Source organism: Lutimonas saemankumensis, assembly GCF_020171465.1.
Classification (GTDB): Bacteria; Bacteroidota; Bacteroidia; order Flavobacteriales; family Flavobacteriaceae; genus Lutimonas; species Lutimonas saemankumensis.
In genome coordinates, this window is record NZ_JAIUZR010000003.1 from 286,059 (window position 1) to 301,588 (window position 15,530).

23 protein-coding genes are annotated in these 15,530 nt (G+C 37.2%); all 23 read left to right on the forward strand.

What is annotated here, in order from left to right; translation table 11 throughout:
• Nucleotides 1-119 precede the first annotated feature (119 nt).
• The 23 genes from LCM02_RS02640 (at nucleotide 120) to LCM02_RS02750 (ending at nucleotide 15,341) form a co-directional block, all read left to right on the forward strand.
• Nucleotides 120-797 carry a methyltransferase gene (locus LCM02_RS02640; protein ID WP_224926770.1) on the forward strand — a complete coding sequence of 226 codons (678 nt, stop codon included), beginning with the start codon at nucleotides 120-122 and terminating at the stop codon, nucleotides 795-797.
• Between the two features lie 128 nt (nucleotides 798-925).
• Nucleotides 926-1,294, forward strand: coding sequence for a DUF2200 domain-containing protein (locus LCM02_RS02645; protein WP_224926771.1), 369 nt, complete (start codon nucleotides 926-928; stop codon nucleotides 1,292-1,294).
• Between the two features lie 33 nt (nucleotides 1,295-1,327).
• Nucleotides 1,328-2,239, forward strand: a complete 912-nt coding sequence (locus LCM02_RS02650; protein ID WP_224926772.1) for a DUF4350 domain-containing protein — start codon at nucleotides 1,328-1,330, stop codon at nucleotides 2,237-2,239.
• Between the two features lie 96 nt (nucleotides 2,240-2,335).
• Nucleotides 2,336-3,283, forward strand: coding sequence for a phosphotransferase (locus LCM02_RS02655; protein WP_224926773.1), 948 nt, complete (start codon nucleotides 2,336-2,338; stop codon nucleotides 3,281-3,283).
• A 2-nt stretch (nucleotides 3,284-3,285) separates the two neighbouring features.
• On the forward strand, nucleotides 3,286-4,113 hold the full coding sequence (locus tag LCM02_RS02660; RefSeq protein ID WP_224926774.1) for a 3'(2'),5'-bisphosphate nucleotidase CysQ family protein: 828 nt from the start codon (nucleotides 3,286-3,288) through the stop codon (nucleotides 4,111-4,113).
• Between the two features lie 225 nt (nucleotides 4,114-4,338).
• Nucleotides 4,339-4,698 (forward strand): nuclear transport factor 2 family protein, encoded by a 360-nt coding sequence (locus LCM02_RS02665; protein WP_224926775.1) that lies wholly within the window; start codon nucleotides 4,339-4,341, stop codon nucleotides 4,696-4,698.
• Nucleotides 4,699-4,858: 160 nt separating this feature from the next.
• Nucleotides 4,859-5,251: a VOC family protein gene (locus tag LCM02_RS02670; RefSeq protein WP_262902479.1), complete on the forward strand. Its 393-nt coding sequence runs from the start codon at nucleotides 4,859-4,861 to the stop codon at nucleotides 5,249-5,251.
• Nucleotides 5,252-5,287: 36 nt separating this feature from the next.
• Nucleotides 5,288-5,812, forward strand: coding sequence for a GNAT family N-acetyltransferase (locus tag LCM02_RS02675; protein ID WP_224926777.1), 525 nt, complete (start codon nucleotides 5,288-5,290; stop codon nucleotides 5,810-5,812).
• A 92-nt stretch (nucleotides 5,813-5,904) separates the two neighbouring features.
• Nucleotides 5,905-6,759: a type II CAAX endopeptidase family protein gene (locus tag LCM02_RS02680; protein ID WP_224926778.1), complete on the forward strand. Its 855-nt coding sequence runs from the start codon at nucleotides 5,905-5,907 to the stop codon at nucleotides 6,757-6,759.
• Between the two features lie 136 nt (nucleotides 6,760-6,895).
• A complete protein-coding gene (locus tag LCM02_RS02685) occupies nucleotides 6,896-7,342 on the forward strand; it encodes a DUF1572 family protein (protein ID WP_224926779.1) in 447 nt (148 codons plus the stop codon).
• A 94-nt stretch (nucleotides 7,343-7,436) separates the two neighbouring features.
• A complete protein-coding gene (locus tag LCM02_RS02690; RefSeq protein WP_224926780.1) occupies nucleotides 7,437-7,991 on the forward strand; it encodes a GNAT family N-acetyltransferase in 555 nt (184 codons plus the stop codon).
• 171 nt (nucleotides 7,992-8,162) lie between these two features.
• Nucleotides 8,163-8,507 (forward strand): 5-carboxymethyl-2-hydroxymuconate Delta-isomerase, encoded by a 345-nt coding sequence (locus LCM02_RS02695; RefSeq protein WP_224926781.1) that lies wholly within the window; start codon nucleotides 8,163-8,165, stop codon nucleotides 8,505-8,507.
• Nucleotides 8,470-8,976 (forward strand): tol-pal system YbgF family protein, encoded by a 507-nt coding sequence (locus tag LCM02_RS02700; RefSeq protein ID WP_224926782.1) that lies wholly within the window; start codon nucleotides 8,470-8,472, stop codon nucleotides 8,974-8,976. The genes LCM02_RS02695 and LCM02_RS02700 overlap by 38 nt, the downstream gene beginning before the upstream one ends.
• 23 nt (nucleotides 8,977-8,999) lie before the next feature.
• A complete protein-coding gene (locus LCM02_RS02705; RefSeq protein WP_224926783.1) occupies nucleotides 9,000-9,719 on the forward strand; it encodes a methyltransferase family protein in 720 nt (239 codons plus the stop codon).
• Nucleotides 9,720-9,821: 102 nt separating this feature from the next.
• Nucleotides 9,822-10,349 carry a nuclear transport factor 2 family protein gene (locus LCM02_RS02710; RefSeq protein ID WP_224926784.1) on the forward strand — a complete coding sequence of 176 codons (528 nt, stop codon included), beginning with the start codon at nucleotides 9,822-9,824 and terminating at the stop codon, nucleotides 10,347-10,349.
• 9 nt (nucleotides 10,350-10,358) lie between these two features.
• On the forward strand, nucleotides 10,359-10,649 hold the full coding sequence (locus tag LCM02_RS02715) for a YdhR family protein (RefSeq protein ID WP_224926785.1): 291 nt from the start codon (nucleotides 10,359-10,361) through the stop codon (nucleotides 10,647-10,649).
• Entirely contained in the window at nucleotides 10,642-11,289 is a 648-nt protein-coding gene (locus LCM02_RS02720) for a hypothetical protein (protein ID WP_224926786.1), read from the forward strand. Before LCM02_RS02715 ends, LCM02_RS02720 begins: the two co-directional genes overlap by 8 nt.
• 14 nt (nucleotides 11,290-11,303) lie before the next feature.
• Nucleotides 11,304-12,200, forward strand: a complete 897-nt coding sequence (locus LCM02_RS02725; protein ID WP_224926787.1) for a hypothetical protein — start codon at nucleotides 11,304-11,306, stop codon at nucleotides 12,198-12,200.
• 39 nt (nucleotides 12,201-12,239) lie between these two features.
• Nucleotides 12,240-12,638, forward strand: a complete 399-nt coding sequence (locus LCM02_RS02730) for a VOC family protein (RefSeq protein ID WP_224926788.1) — start codon at nucleotides 12,240-12,242, stop codon at nucleotides 12,636-12,638.
• A 139-nt stretch (nucleotides 12,639-12,777) separates the two neighbouring features.
• The gene (locus LCM02_RS02735; RefSeq protein WP_224926789.1) at nucleotides 12,778-14,010 is read left to right on the forward strand and encodes an acetamidase/formamidase family protein; all 1,233 of its coding nucleotides are present in this window, start codon (nucleotides 12,778-12,780) and stop codon (nucleotides 14,008-14,010) included.
• A gap of 78 nt (nucleotides 14,011-14,088) precedes the next feature.
• Nucleotides 14,089-14,388 carry a DUF1905 domain-containing protein gene (locus tag LCM02_RS02740; RefSeq protein ID WP_224926790.1) on the forward strand — a complete coding sequence of 100 codons (300 nt, stop codon included), beginning with the start codon at nucleotides 14,089-14,091 and terminating at the stop codon, nucleotides 14,386-14,388.
• Between the two features lie 13 nt (nucleotides 14,389-14,401).
• Entirely contained in the window at nucleotides 14,402-14,749 is a 348-nt protein-coding gene (locus LCM02_RS02745) for a VOC family protein (RefSeq protein WP_224926791.1), read from the forward strand.
• 115 nt (nucleotides 14,750-14,864) lie between these two features.
• Nucleotides 14,865-15,341, forward strand: a complete 477-nt coding sequence (locus tag LCM02_RS02750) for a cupin domain-containing protein (RefSeq protein WP_224926792.1) — start codon at nucleotides 14,865-14,867, stop codon at nucleotides 15,339-15,341.
• The last annotated feature ends 189 nt before the right edge of the window (nucleotides 15,342-15,530 follow it).

Sequence of the window (15,530 nt, forward strand, 5' to 3'; positions counted from 1 at the left end):
GATTCCCACGGAGTAAACAAATGCAATGGCAGAGCAATGGATTTATAAGTTATTGCCGGTTTGCTGATAGTGTGTCAGCAAATTCTTGACCCTGAACATTGGAAAACAACGAAAAAATCATGATGAAAATTCTGAAATTTCAACTTTGGCATTTTTTAATTCTAATAGCATTGCTGATTTCGTTGTTTTTGGTTATTTACTCTGACCCGACGATTTTAAAGGGTAGTTTTTTGAATATTGATACAAAGATTTGGTTGATAATTTCCATTTTTGTTCCCATTGCACATCAATTGTATGTATTGATCTGTTGGAGAACTGAATTATTTTATAAAGGGTTATCCAAAGTATTTGGAAATACGCTTAGAGCTTTTAAAATATTTAAGGCCGGATTTGCGGTTCTCTTTGTATCTCGATTAATTTCAATCATCTTTCTATCCTTGTCTAATTCTGATTCATTCAATGCAAACAACATATTGATTTACGTCATAGCGATTACAATTTCTTTACCGACTATTTATCTATTTTACTCAGTAAAAAAATATTTTGGAATTGACAGAGCCTTTGGATTAGACCATTTTGATCCTGATAAATTTATGAATGAACCGTTTGTAAATAAAGGGATCTTTAAATTTACATCAAATGGGATGTATACCTATGGATTCCTGATATTATGGATCCCCGGACTGATCATGATGTCGAAGGCGGCATTGATTGCTGCTTTATTCAACCACTTATATATCTGGGTACATTATTATTTTACGGAATTACCGGATATTAAATGGATTTACAGAAAATAATTGCTACGATTTAAATTACTAAATTTAAACCATTGAAATGAGACTTAGGAAAGTGCTGCGGATTCTCAACCGCTGACCATACATCTAACCGCTTACGATAGCACCCATTAATTCAAAATCAAATAAAAATGAAAGTTACAGCCGAAAAAAATGAAAAAGTTGCTAATATGATATTTGCATCCATTTATCCACATTACTTGAAAAGATTGGAAAAAAATGGCAGAACAAAAGAAGAACTCAACCAGGTAATTGAATGGCTTACCGGTTTTGATCAAGAGGCTTTACAAGCACTTATAGATGAAAAAGCAACTTTTGGAACATTTTTTCAAAAGGCTGCAATAAATCCAAATGCTGATTTAATTAAAGGAGTCGTTTGCGGTTATCGGATTGAAGAAATAGAGGATGAATTTGACACCTATAAACAATGCAGACGTATGGAAAAGTTGATTGATGAATTAGCGAAAGGTCGTAAAATGGAGAAAATTTTAAGAGAATAAACCAAATAAACCCTTGATAAAATGGTCAACCCGATGAAAATTCTAATAATGCTCTTTTTTCTGGCATTATCAAATTACTCATTTTCACAGCAGGTGGCTGATACAACATATCATCCAAAAATTTACGATCCTCTGTATGAAACAGGAAAAGGACCTGTAGTTTTTATTGACGAGGGGCATCATAATTTTCATACGAAGAATGGAAGGTATAAGGCGTTTGCAAACCTTTTGGAGAGGGATGGTTACAAAGTTAAAGCCTATCAAGGAAACTTTGATAAACAGTTGCTGTCGGAAGGAAATATTCTTGTTATATCCAATGCTCTAAATGAGATAAATGTTAATAATTGGGATCTTCCTAATCCATCTGCTTTCTCAGAATCTGAAATTGAGGTTGTTACAGAATGGGTTCGTTCCGGAGGAAGTTTATTTTTGATAGCTGATCATATGCCCATGGCTGGAGCCGCATCTGATTTAGCCCTGGAATTTGGTTTTGAATTTACAAATGGATTTGTTTTTGATACGATAAACAGAGGACCTGCATATTTTAATTTAAAGGAAAAAACCCTTACGAAAAGTGTTATTACTAAGGGCCGAAGTTCAGAAGAAAGCGTTGCGCAAATTGTAACATTTACCGGACAGGCTTTTAAAATTCCAGATGATGCCACGCCAGTTTTAACCTTTGACAAAAAATTTGTGAATATGCTTCCGAATAAGGCATGGGTTTTTGATGATACAACGACCAGGTTTAATGTGGAAGGATGGTCTCAAGGTGCATTCAAAAACTATGGAAAGGGTAGAGTTGTGGTCTTTGGAGAAGCAGCCATGTTTTCAGCCCAATTAGCCGGGGAAAATAAGAGAAAAATGGGTATGAATAATGAAGTTGCACCAGAGAATTATCAATTATTACTCAATATAATTCACTGGTTAGACAATGTAATGGAATGATAAACCCTTTCATGACTCGGGTATGGTTCATGTCTAGTTTCAGTAATATGACACGAAGAATTACAAGCTCTCACATTTTGTTATATTTGGGGCCTTATGAATGATTATTTAAGATCCCTGGTTCTTCAGGTTACCGGAGCTTCTTCTTTATTTGTTAAAGAGGTGATCCAGCAATTGTGGAGTGGCTATGGGAAAATCATTAGGGTTGGATTGGAGAATGCTTCCGTGGATAGCGTGGTTATCAAGCACGTTCAGATGCCCGTAAATAAGAATCATCCTAGAGGTTGGAACACGGATATTGGTCATCAACGAAAAGTGAAATCATACAAGGTAGAAACTAACTGGTATGAACGATACAGTAAAAACAGCGCTGCACGTTTACCTGAATGTCTGGCCATTGAGGCAAAAGGTGACGAGGTACTGATGGTGATGGAAGATCTGGATGCAGCCGGTTATCACTTACGCAAGAGCTTTGTAACATGGGAAGAAATAGCTCAGTGTTTGGCATGGCTGGCACAGTTTCATGCGAGTTACCTGGGTAAAAAGCCGGACGGACTCTGGGAAGTGGGAACCTATTGGCATTTAAAGACAAGGCCACAGGAGTTAGCTGTATTGAATGATCAAAAGCTGAAAGAGGCAGCCCCAATCATTGATGAAAAACTCAATTCATGTAAGTACAAAACGTTTGTCCACGGCGATGCTAAACTGGCAAACTTTTGTTTTACTGAAAGCGGACAGGTTGGTGGATTGGATTTTCAGTATGTAGGTGGGGGTTGCGGAATGAAAGATGTGGCTTATTTTATTGGAAGTTGTCTGAATGAAGATGAGTGCGAACGATTGGAAGTACAAATCCTGGATACCTATTTTGAGCATTTACAGGGTGAATTGAATGAAAGAAACAAAGGGCTGGAAACTGAATGGCGGTCTTTATACAGAGTGGCCTGGGCGGATTTTCATCGCTTTATAAAAGGGTGGAGCCCCGGTCACTGGAAGATTAACAGTTATAGTGAACGTATCACAGCAGAAGTGATCAAAAACCTTTAAAAATGGATCTCTTACAATTGAGCAAAATAGCCATCACGGCGTCCCTTTCAGCCGGGAAAGTCATTCAGAAGTATATGAATGCGCAGGTTGAAGTGAAGAAAAAGAAAGGAGGGGAGAGCTATTCCTCACAAGTCGTGACAGCAGTAGACATAGAATGCGAAAAAGTAATTCTTTCTCATCTGCTTCCTACCTGTGAAGAGTTTGGACTGGCCCTTTTATCGGAAGAGACCGAAGATGATGGAAGTCGATTCGAAGAAGATCTTTTCTGGTGCATTGACCCCATGGACGGAACGCTTGCTTTTATTAATAAACATCCTGGTTTTTCTGTATCTATTGCTTTAATCGCAAAAGACGGTACGCCGTATATTGGGGTTGTGTATGATCCCAGTACGGATACCTTGTACCATGCAGTCAAGGGAAATGGGGCCTTTAAGAATGGCAATCCTTGGAAAATTAAGCATCTTAATGACCATTTGACCTACGTGACTGATCGAAAACTGAAAGATACGCCTCGTTCCATCGAAATAGAAGGTTTGCTTGAAGAACACGTAAAAAAGTTGCGTTTGAATGGTGTAATCGAAATAGCCGGAGCGGGTTCTGTATTGAATGGCATCCTTGTGTTGGAAAATGGCCCGGCCTGTATGATCAAGCTTCCGAAAAAGGAAAACGGTGGAGGGAGCTTATGGGACTTCGCCGCAACAGCCTGTATCTATCAGGAAATGGGCTTACCCGCTACAAATTTTCAAGGAGGAAGACTGGACCTGAACAGAAAGGATGGAACTTTTATGAATAAAGAAGGCGTCTTTTATTCCAATTTAATTCAAAGATAAAGAGGGATATTCATCCTTAACGATATTCCTACCTGATGTAAAGGAATTTACAATTATACGATTCAATATTTGAACGCAGGCAAGAATAATAATAGGTAGTGGTTCATTAAGGGTGAACATTATGTATGTACTTAATTCGTATTTTTGTTTAAGAGCAAAAAGGTTTAGCGCCATTACTCGTGCAGGAACTACTTCTTTTCAAATTGATATACATAAACTGACAAGATGAAACCTAAAGAATTAATTAAAAAGTGGGTTGAAACTTTTAATGAGGGAAATGCAGATAAGATTTCTGATTTTTACCACCATGATGCCATCAATCATCAAGTCTCCAATAAGCCTGTTGTAGGGAAAAAAGCGATTCGGGAAATGTTTGAACATGAATTTAATCAAGCGGAAATGACTTGTATTATTGAAAATATATTTGAGGATAAAGATTGGGGAATATTAGAATGGAAGGACCCTTTAGGACTTCGTGGATGTGGGTTTTTTAAAATTGACAATGGCAAGATCATATTTCAAAGAGGATATTGGGACAAATTGTCTTTTTTAAGGATGCATAAACTCCCGATTCCGAGAGAATGAAAAATGTTCCAGTGCGAATATCGGCTTTCTTGAATACGGGTGGATTTTCGTATGGAAATACCCTCGTAGGATTAGAGATATAGACGCTATGGTAGTTTAGAAAATTAAAGAAACAAAATGATTAAAGATGAAAGAAAATAAAGCTGTCATTATCCCGACTTTGCGATACAAAAATCCACAAAAGGCAATTGACTGGTTGTGCAAGGCTTTCGGATTTGAAAAACACTTGATCGTTGAAGGTGAGAACAAAACTATTACCCATGCGCAACTGGTCTATGGTAATTCTATGATTATGCTAGGTGCTGACAATGGGAGCGCATATGATAATCTTGTAAAAACCCCAGAAAGCGTGAAGGGAACTAACACTCAGGCACCTTATATTCTTGTTGAGAAAATAGATGAGCATTATGAGAGGGCCGTTGCTGCCGGTGCAAAGATTTTAATAGACATTAAAGATGAAGAATACGGCGGACGAGGCTATACATGCCAGGATACTGAACAGTATATTTGGAACTTTGGATCATACGACCCCTGGACAGCGAACGAATTATGAAAATTAATTAACTTTATTTCCATAACTAAGGGTTAAATGACGATCAGACAAGAAACTCCTGCGGATTATAAAGATGTTTTTAACCTCATCGAAAAAGCGTTTCGTTCTGAACAGCACAGCGACCATAAGGAACAGTTTTTAGTGGAGCGATTAAGAAAGTCGGATGCTTTTATTCCTGAACTTTCATTGGTAGCAGAAGTTGACGGTAAAATAGTGGGACATATTTTGCTTACAAAACTGAAAATTAAAAATCCGGTGGATTCATTTGACTCACTGGCTCTTGCCCCTGTTTCTGTTTTACCTGAATTTCAGGGAATTGGGATTGGTGGGAAACTAATAGCTGAATCTCACAAAAGGGCAAAAGAGTTAGGGCATAAATCCATCGTTCTTCTGGGTCACGCAAGTTATTATCCAAAATTTGGTTACCAGCGAGCGGATAAATATGAAATAGAATTACCCTTTAAAGTGCCGAAAGAAAATTGTATGGTGATCGAACTTGTCGAAAATGGTTTGAATGGATTGAGCGGAATAGTTGAATATCCTGAGGCGTTTAATCAATGAGTTAAAATACGACAACATGCTCAAATCGTTAGGATTTCATGTAACAATAAAGTCCCTAAATCGTCCTGTATAAATCCAAACTACAATTTAAAATGCAGAACAGTATATCAGAAAAAAGAGAAACCTGGAATACGATCCTGATTTTTCTGGCTTTAGTTACAGTTTTGAGTTCGTTCTTTCATTATGCAATCGTTAATTTATATCCTTCAAGAATATACATTGGAGGCCTGATGTGGTGTCCTGCCATAGCCGCAATAATTACGTTGAAATTGAAAAAAAGACCTGTTTCTTCGCTACCTTGGAACTGGGGAAATTGGAAGTATATTCGACTTTCCTATTTTATTCCCGCTTTATACGGAATAATCACTTATATACTTATCTGGATTTTAGGATTTGGAAGTTTAGCGGATAAGGAAGTCATTACAGACTGGGGGAAAGAACTTGGTTTAACAGGGATAGGAACATTAAATCCAACCTGGATAGTTATAATAGCGATAATTTTATCAGGAACTGTTGAAGTGATGAGGTCGTCGGCAACAACTTTAGGTGAAGAAATAGGTTGGCGTGGTTTCTTTATTTTCGAATTAAGAAAGGTTCTTTCATTTACAGGGGTCTCATTTTTTAGCGGAATTATCTGGGCAACCTGGCACTGGCCGGTCATTGTATATTATGGAGAAAATGTAATCTTAGAATTAACAACTTTTTATGTTGTGATAATTGCCATGTCATTTATGATGACCTATTACACATTTAAATCTAAAAGCCTTTGGCCCGCTGTAATTTTTCATGCAGTAAGTAATGTCTATATTCAAAAAATCTTGCCAGAATTAACCGTTAATAACGAAGGAACCGAACATTGGCTTGGTGAATACGGAATTATGTTTGCAATAGTCACTAGTATCTTTGGGATTTACTTTTGGAGAAAAGCAATTAATGAGAAATTATAAACAAAAAATACAGCCCGATCAAGTATCTCATTAAATGAGCGGAATTTCGTCTAAATGAACTGCCAACATTAGACTTTAGGGCTTTTTTGTGGCAATTGCGAATAAAAATATATATTAAAAAACCAGAATTTAACAAATGAATAAAAATGAATTAATAGCCTTTTTTGAAAGTGACCTGAACAAGTTGATCACTGAAATGGAACTTTATAAGAATGAGGAAAACATTTGGCGAGTTGAAAAAAACATCTCTAATTCAGCAGGAAATTTAACGCTACATTTAATAGGGAATTTACACACATTTATTGGTAAAGAAATTGGTAAAACAAATTATGTAAGGAATAGAGAACTTGAATTTTCTCAAAAAAATGTCCCAAGAGCGGACTTGATTAGGAGTATAAACGAGACAATTCAAATGATAAATAAAGCACTCAATGCTCTTACAGAAGAAGAATTGAAAAAAGATTATCCAATTTTAAAGTTTTCTAAAATAGAGACAAATGAATACTTACTGGTTCATTTGACAAAACATTTGAATTATCATCTTGGTCAAATAAATTATCACAGACGCCTTGTAGATGAATAATGAAACGTTTAGCAAGACAAACAGGCTGTCAAAATTACAATCATCAAATTATCAGAGCCTGTATCGCTGTAACCTATAAGTACTAAAGTTCAAAATGATAGATTTCAAAAAAAATATACAATCTGAGAGGGTATTCTTAAGACCAATGCAACTGACCGATTTTGAAGGAATGGTGAATCATACGACAGATTCAGCAATGTGGTACTATTTTACTGCCGACCTGTCTGATTCAACGATTCTCAAAAAATGGATTGAAAATGCCGTGAATGAACTTCATAGAAAAGAATCACTCCCTTTTACAATCATTAGCCCCCACAATGGGGAAATCATTGGAGCCACTCGCATAGGAAATATTTCCAGGATCCATAAACGTGTTGAAATCGGATGGACCTGGATCGCTAAAAAATACCAGAGAACTGGTATAAACGGGCACGTAAAAAAGTTATTGTTTGACTACCTTTTTAAAGAAACTGATACATTAAGAATTGAATTTAAGACGGACGTATTAAATATTCCTGCGAGAAAGGCAATGGAAAAAGCTGGTCTCACAAAAGAAGGAATTCTACGAAGTCATACTTTAATGACAAACAACCGAAGACGTGATACGCTATATTACAGCATTCTAAAAGATGAATGGAATAAGAAATAATAGGACATCAGTGATAAGATGGGCTCATCAGGATTCGGATCTTTATCTAAATCCATTAAGGCTATGAAATTTCCTATCTTCGCTACGCTAAAGTTATAGCTGATTTTATGTCATTGATCCTTTCAAAAAAACGTTGCCCATCACAGAAATCAATATTTTAAAAAATAAATTATGCCACACTTTGTCATTGATTGCTCTGAAAATATCATAAAGATGAAATCTCCAAAAGAAATCATTCAAAAAGTTTACGATACAGCAGAGTCAACTGAACTTTTTGACAAAGGAGATATCAAAGTAAGAATCAATCCTTTTGAACTGTATACTATCGGAAATACCAAAGATGACTTTATCCATATATTTGCGAATATAATGGAAGGTCGGTCTGTTTCTGAAAAAAGGAATCTATCCGAAAAAATCATCGCTGAATTGAAATTAATGTTTCCTGAAGTTCCGATTATTTCAATCAATATCAGAGATTTTGAAAAAGCAACTTACTGTAACAGATCCATGGTATAGAGGACTTTTTAATGAGGAGGTACATCAATCATTGCCGCATTTAGCAATGTACAAAGGGATTAAGTATTATTATCATAATTATGATTCGCCTATTTTTGAAAATATACAGCAATACATTGATTTAGGCGGACTGGATTATTTGAACTCATATTTCGAAGAACGCTCTCAGCGATTTGGAGGGGATGGCAGCATAGATGATAAAACAAAAAACGGTTTAATTTGGTTGGCATGGAACAGGAACAATTTTGAGTATTTCAGTTTTTTTATGACTGAATTTGAAGATGTATTGTCAACAAAAAGATATGACTCAGCCTATTGGCAAAATCGATTTGGACAATTTTATTTGGCGCATAAGGACTACAATAACGCCATTAAACACTTTAACACAGGACTCTCAAAATATCCGAATAGCAGCTTTGAAGGAGAAATGAAACAGGGATTGAGTAAAGCCAAGAGTATGGCGAATTAATTGTTTAACCATGAGGAATAAGTATGGTACCTAAACCCGTTGATCAAAATCCTGTAAAAATCGCAGGCCCAAAATATTGGGTTGGGTTAACAATAACCCATCTCCTTATTCTATTGGTTGTTTTAATAAGCGGATGGGACCTGGGATGGTGGCAGGGTTGGCTTTATGCAGTGCTGTTGGCGGTAGCGAGTATATGTCCGCGTATATGGGCAGAAAAAAGGCATCCGGGATTGCTTGAGGAACGAGGTAAATTTGGTAAAGCTAAAGAGGTCAAATCATGGGATAAAATACTTTCTCCCTTAATGGCAGTGAGTATGACTTTCCCGTTATTTGTTGTGGCAGGACTGGATCACCGCTTTGGATGGTCACCTGAATTTCCAGCATGGCTTAATATCCTGGGCTTCATCTTGATTGTGCTTGGATACTCTTTTGCGGGATGGGCTTTGATAGAGAACCGTTTCTTCTCAAGCGTAGTGCGTATCCAGACGGATCGCGGACACACGGTATGTGACAGTGGTCCGTATAAGTTTGTAAGGCATCCAGGTTATACAGGAAATATTCTGGCACTACCGGGTATTGTATTGGCTTTGGGCTCTCTTTGGACAATCATTCCGGTGATAGCGGCACTGATCATTGCCGTGGTTCGGACCATCCTGGAAGATAAAACTTTGCAAGAAGAATTGCCGGGATATAGAGATTATGCTTCACAAGTTCGCTACAGGTTGATTCCAAAAATCTTTTAAATGGAGGCAGTTCAGTGATTTTATTTATATTTAGATTTCTGACCAGGTTATTAAACAGTAATAAGGATTTAACCATGGAATAGAAATAATCAACACTTATATATGAAAAAAACTAGCCTAATTGCAGTTAATATTTTAACCTTTTTAATGCTGTCATGTCAAGGTTCAGAAAACCAACTGACACAATATCAAAAGCAAGAGATCATTGCTACAGCCTCAGAGGTGGTAAAGAAGGTTTTTGACCATTCCAATAACCTGAATTTTGTGAAGGGGTTGGATCATTATTCCGGAGCACCAGATTCCTATTATATCACTGACGGAGTACTTCATTCATTAGATGACCTTAAACAGCAATATCGTGAAATTGGCCCCTCGGTTGAACGATTGCATAATACCATACAAAGCTGGAATGCACAGGTAATCTCAAAAGATGTAGTGAACTTTGTGCTTCCTGTAAACTTAAAATTGAAATTAACCGGAATACCTGAATTTGAAGGGCAACTTGTCTGGACAGCTACCGTACAAAAACAAAAAAATGAATGGACGATTGTACAAAGTCATGAATCCTGGTTGAACTGTGCAGAGGTTGCGGAAGCTTTTAGCCCTGCAAATGACAAACATGATAAATAAAACGTTAGCATGATTTTACAGATAATCAAATTGAAATCTAATCTTCCCGAAGAAGAACTCTTAGGTAAAGCAAGAGAAAGAGAACCTCAGTTTAAGGCCATTCCCGGGCTTATTCAGAAATACTATGTAAAAACCAAGGAGCCCGGATTATACGGTGGGATTTATGTATGGGATTCTCCTGAATCCCTTCAGTCATTTCGAAATTCTGATTTGGCAAAAAGTATTCCAGAGGCCTATGAAATTGTTGAAGCTCCAAATGTTGAAATTATGGACATTATGTTTCAATTGAGAAATGAATAGGAAATTGGTGGGTATAACTACTCAGGCTCATGAGGTCTGGGAAGAACATTCTGAATGGCATAGTTTCAACATAAATAGAATTATGAGAATTTCAGTTTTTTGCTCGATACTTCTTTTTTGCTTTTTGGCCAAAGGACAGACGTTTGATACGGAATTCAAGTACCCTGATTCATCAGGCAAAAATGTTATTATTCAAAATAGTCTTCCAAAAGGAGGTTTAAAATATTCTGATCCTGAGGGAAGTGAATATGCGTATGTTGTATTTTGGACTCGAATCACGAATCAAAGTGATTCATCCAAAGAAATTGAAATCAGTTTTTCTTCGGATACCTATCAGCTTATACAATCTTTTGACACACGCTTTAAATTATTTATACCTTCAAATAGAATGACACTTGACAAGGAGCACTTATTCTTATATGGTTTGTCAGATTTAAAATCAGTTTTAGACGCAGGTTTTAATCAAAAGAGCGGGATACAGCATATGATTGATCCAAATGATTCGTATTTGTTTTATGTGGTAGCCCTATTTGACAAAAGAGTTGACGGAGTGGTTCGAGCCGGATTTTCATTAAAGGGTCAGAAGATTATATACACAATTAATGGAACTGAAATTGAATGTGGAAGTATTCTAAAATAAACATAAATTGATGAATGAAACTATCAAAGAACAATTATAAAAAAGCAAGGGACTTTATTTTAACAAACGCCAGGATGATCGAGAGACGGTTGTTTCAATTTCATTTTGAGAATCATGGCCCCGATGGTGTTTTTCATGCTGTTTATGCTTACCGAAATTCTGATGGCGGTTTTGGTCACGGGATGGAACCGGATACCGCATCTCCTGAAAGTCAGCCTCTTTTTAGTATTATGGCATTGGAAACCCTTGACGAAGCGGGCCTTTTAACCAAAGACAGGATCCTGGATGATTTTATGCCCTATTTTGAAAGTATAACAACTGATAAGGGAGGTATTCCATGGATGTTTCGTCCGCTGGGGGATTATCCCTGCGAGGATCATTTTAAAACTGTAAAAGAATGGGCCGCTTTGAGCACAACGGCACCTTTGTTAGGCATTCTCGAAAAATATAATATTGAAATTCCATGGATGAAAAAAGCAGAAGAGTTTGTGTGGCAGGAGATTGAACGAATTAAGGAGAAGCATGTTTTTTGCCATTTGTGCGTGCCAAGGAGATTGCAGTTTTTGAGCCACACCAAAAGTAAAAACAAGGCCGAAAGGGCACTAAAGGATCTGAAAAAATGGATCCTGACAGAGGGTGTATTATGTAATGACAAATCAGATGTGGGATGGGGACTTTATGGAAAGCCTCATAGTTTGTGTTATGCCCCTGCACCTGAGAGTATTTTAAACCCAATATTTTCTCAGGAGATGATTGATTCAGACTTGGATGAATTAATCAAGCGTCAAAAGGAGGATGGCAGATGGGACACCTGGTATGGACTCAGTGAAGGAATGAAGCTGGAATGGGCCGGTATACAAACCTTATGGACCTTGAAAACACTCAAAAATTATAATAGAATAGAAATGTAGGAAACTTTGTGATTTTAGTTTAGATAAAACAAATTAGAAATGATAAGCAGAAATATAGTAATGAGAGTTGGGAGGCCAACAGATCATTTAGAAGAAATTACCAAAATGTATACAGAAGGATTAGGTTTTGAAATAATTGGTGGATTTGATAATCACGGCGATTTTAGCGGTAGAATGGTAGGACATCCCAAACACCACTTTCACCTTGAATTTACGACTCATTGCCAAGAAAAAGCGGGTCGCGCACCTACCCTGGAAAATTTACTCGTTTTTTATCTTCCTGATGATGATGAGTACGCAAAAGCGATCGAAAGAATTTCCAACTCCGGATTCAAGAAAGTTAAATCTTTCAACCCCTATTGGGAAGGTGGGGGTCAAACCTTTGAAGATCTAGACGGATACAGGGTTGTTCTTGCCAATGCGGAAAGTCCTTTTTAAAAAGGATATTTTGTAAAATTTCAAGAAGCTAAACTACTTTTTAGTAACTTGGTACTGAATCGAAAATCGCCTGAGCTTTAACTATCTCGCATTTAAATCTAGGGATCAATAGAAGAAACCTCCTTATCCAATATTAAAAATGAAAATTTCCAGTTATACATTGACCTTATCATTGATTCTGTCTTTTCTTATTTTTCCAGCTCTTTTTGCCCAAAAGATTGAAGTAGGAGATAATTCAGTTCTGTGTAAAGATGATCCGGATTGTATCAACCGAATTCATCCTGCCATACCCATGTTAAAACAAGCAAACCCCGGGGATACAATTGTTTTTAATTCCAGAAATGCCGACGACAGGATCCTTGACCCGAATGCTCCTGAAATCGAAAGAGAGGATGACCCTCAGATAGGTTGGGTACATCCCCTGACCGGCCCTGTTCGTATTAACGGAGCTATGCCCGGGGATGTATTAAAAGTAAATATTATTTCCGTCGACCCTGGTCCATGGGCCTGGACAATTACATCTGGAATCGTTTCTGATGAAGTTGAAGGTTTTTTGATGGTCAAATGGAAGTTGGGAAAAGAGTTTGCCACCTCAGAAGATCTTCCAGGTATTAAATTACCGAATCGGAGTTTTCCTGGAGTCGTCTCGGTTTTGCCGAGTGTGGAAAAGCATGCTGAAATGCTGAAACGGGAACAGGAATTGCATGATGCAGGAGGAGATGTACTCATACCAGGATCTAAATTCGCTCTTCCTGAATCCATCTGCGGAGAGGGAGGTAAATATGAAGATGAATGCCTAAGGACCATTCCTCCCAGGGAGCATGGAGGAAATTTGGATATCAGATACCTACAGGCCGGTTCTTCAATTTATCTGCCTTGTTTTGTTGAAGGAGCGGGATTATCGATAGGGGATCCTCATTATATTCAAGGTGACGGAGAAGTCTCTGGTACTGCTTTGGAAATGGATGCTGTCATTACAGTTACGACAGAAATTATCAATAATGGTCCTGATTTATCAAGAGGCCCTCATTATGAGGGACCTTCAAAATTGCTGGATATTCCTTCTACAAAATTTTATGCTACAACCGGATTTCCGATAAAAGACAAAGCTGCAATTCCTCCTCACCTGGAATATCTCAGTTCTGAAAAAATAAGCGGTCTTGAGAACCTTTCCAACGATATTTATCTGGCGGCTCGAAATGCACTTTTAGAGATGATTGAATATATTTCGGAGACTTATGGGTATTCCAAACTTCAGGCATATATCATTGCATCAGTGGCTGTTGATTTGAAGATAGGCCAGCTTGTGGATGTACCAAACGTAGGAGTTACTGCTGTATTACCTCTTGATATATTTGAGCAAAACGATTAGAAATTTGATATTCTCTCAGGGTATTACCGGAAAGATCAATTTTTTAAGCAAGAAAATCTAAAAAATCAATTAGGCGAAATGGAAGCTAAGATCAAATATGAGTTCTCAGCTAAGCTTTGGAGGCATAGTTCCGAAGGAGGGTGGTACTTCCTAAGCCTTCCTAAAGGGATCTCAAAGGAAATAAGAAGTAATCTGCAATGGCAGGAAGAAGGCTGGGGCAGGATGAAGGCTCAGTCCGTCATCAAGAATGTGAAATGGAAAACTTCAATTTGGTTTGATACTAAAATGGATACTTATATTCTACCGGTAAAATCGGAAATAAGAAGTAAATTATCCCTTAAAGAGGATGACCTGCTTCATGTTAGCGTCTTAATTTAATAAGTGGAAAATTATGGAAGAATCAAATAATAATATTACGTATATTGAGTTTAAGGCCGGTAATCTGGAAGAAGTAAAATCATTTTACCAAGAATGCTTTCAATGGAGATTTAAGGATTATGGGCCAGATTATACTTCTTTTTCGAACAGTGGGATTGCGGGTGGTTTTGAAAGATCTGAAAATCTAGCTGTAAATGGCGCCCTGGTGGTCCTGTACCATTCAGATCTTGAAAGTATCAAAGAAACGATCCTTAGGAATGGAGGAATAATTTCAAAAGAAATATTCTCATTTCCAGGAGGCCGCAGGTTTCATTTTATGGACCCTTCAGGTAATGAATTGGCCGTTTGGTCTGACAGGTAATTAATTTGAATCCTGATGCTTAATTCAGGGAAGAACAATTCTACGGAGAGTGGATTCCGATTGGTTTTATTTATATCAAAAAAATTCTTAACTTAAAGATCTAAAAATCAACACAATGAAAACCTTTAAAATCAAACCCTACCAAAAAATCATGGTTTCATTTGCATTTGTTTTATTCACAATAGGAATGAATGCGCAGAGTCATGGAATGTCAGAAACAGAAAATTCAATCGCTACAACCATTGATAATGAAAATTTGGAATGGTTACCTGCCCCGGATTTCTTTCCGGGATGTTCCTTCACAATTTTACATGGAGATATAGCGAAACCTAATTTGGATTTTTTCTTTAAAATAGAACCGAATACCAAAGTGGTGAGTCATACCCATAATTCACCAGAACGAATGATTTTGATATCCGGAGATCTGGAGGTTCAATACGAAGGGGAAGAACCTGTGGTTTTAAAAGCAGGATCATATGCTTACGGACCCGCAGGAAAGCCGCATAAAGCAAAATGCCTCGATAATGGCCCATGTGTATTATTTGTGGCCATGGTCGATCCTTTTGATGCTGTGCCAACCAAAAAAGAATAGGGCAATCTGAAATCAATACATTAAAAAGCTAGCACTTTCAACAATAAGACTGATAATTGCACAAGCATTCGAGCCTGGCTCGAATGCTTGAGTAATTCCTATTGAGTGTTTTTAAAGTACTTATCACATAAGAAGTCCATTTATTCAAAGATTAAGAATTTGAAAATATGTAGTATCTTGACAAGTGAT

Excerpts from the sequence above, each read along its gene's own strand:
- LCM02_RS02745 (WP_224926791.1), top strand. The coding sequence starts at position 14,402 with ATGGAAGAATCAAATAATAATATTACGTATATTGAGTTTAAGGCCGGT.
- LCM02_RS02685 (WP_224926779.1), top strand. The coding sequence starts at position 6,896 with ATGAATAAAAATGAATTAATAGCCTTTTTTGAAAGTGACCTGAACAAG.
- LCM02_RS02690 (WP_224926780.1), top strand. The coding sequence starts at position 7,437 with ATGATAGATTTCAAAAAAAATATACAATCTGAGAGGGTATTCTTAAGA.
- LCM02_RS02655 (WP_224926773.1), top strand. The coding sequence starts at position 2,336 with ATGAATGATTATTTAAGATCCCTGGTTCTTCAGGTTACCGGAGCTTCT.
- LCM02_RS02645 (WP_224926771.1), top strand. The coding sequence starts at position 926 with ATGAAAGTTACAGCCGAAAAAAATGAAAAAGTTGCTAATATGATATTT.
- LCM02_RS02640 (WP_224926770.1), top strand. The coding sequence starts at position 120 with ATGATGAAAATTCTGAAATTTCAACTTTGGCATTTTTTAATTCTAATA.
- LCM02_RS02660 (WP_224926774.1), top strand. The coding sequence starts at position 3,286 with ATGGATCTCTTACAATTGAGCAAAATAGCCATCACGGCGTCCCTTTCA.
- LCM02_RS02650 (WP_224926772.1), top strand. The coding sequence starts at position 1,328 with ATGAAAATTCTAATAATGCTCTTTTTTCTGGCATTATCAAATTACTCA.
- LCM02_RS02750 (WP_224926792.1), top strand. The coding sequence starts at position 14,865 with ATGAAAACCTTTAAAATCAAACCCTACCAAAAAATCATGGTTTCATTT.
- LCM02_RS02665 (WP_224926775.1), top strand. The coding sequence starts at position 4,339 with ATGAAACCTAAAGAATTAATTAAAAAGTGGGTTGAAACTTTTAATGAG.
- LCM02_RS02740 (WP_224926790.1), top strand. The coding sequence starts at position 14,089 with ATGGAAGCTAAGATCAAATATGAGTTCTCAGCTAAGCTTTGGAGGCAT.
- LCM02_RS02725 (WP_224926787.1), top strand. The coding sequence starts at position 11,304 with ATGAAACTATCAAAGAACAATTATAAAAAAGCAAGGGACTTTATTTTA.
- LCM02_RS02695 (WP_224926781.1), top strand. The coding sequence starts at position 8,163 with ATGCCACACTTTGTCATTGATTGCTCTGAAAATATCATAAAGATGAAA.
- LCM02_RS02705 (WP_224926783.1), top strand. The coding sequence starts at position 9,000 with ATGGTACCTAAACCCGTTGATCAAAATCCTGTAAAAATCGCAGGCCCA.
- LCM02_RS02675 (WP_224926777.1), top strand. The coding sequence starts at position 5,288 with ATGACGATCAGACAAGAAACTCCTGCGGATTATAAAGATGTTTTTAAC.
- LCM02_RS02730 (WP_224926788.1), top strand. The coding sequence starts at position 12,240 with ATGATAAGCAGAAATATAGTAATGAGAGTTGGGAGGCCAACAGATCAT.
- LCM02_RS02720 (WP_224926786.1), top strand. The coding sequence starts at position 10,642 with ATGAATAGGAAATTGGTGGGTATAACTACTCAGGCTCATGAGGTCTGG.
- LCM02_RS02710 (WP_224926784.1), top strand. The coding sequence starts at position 9,822 with ATGAAAAAAACTAGCCTAATTGCAGTTAATATTTTAACCTTTTTAATG.
- LCM02_RS02735 (WP_224926789.1), top strand. The coding sequence starts at position 12,778 with ATGAAAATTTCCAGTTATACATTGACCTTATCATTGATTCTGTCTTTT.
- LCM02_RS02715 (WP_224926785.1), top strand. The coding sequence starts at position 10,359 with ATGATTTTACAGATAATCAAATTGAAATCTAATCTTCCCGAAGAAGAA.
- LCM02_RS02680 (WP_224926778.1), top strand. The coding sequence starts at position 5,905 with ATGCAGAACAGTATATCAGAAAAAAGAGAAACCTGGAATACGATCCTG.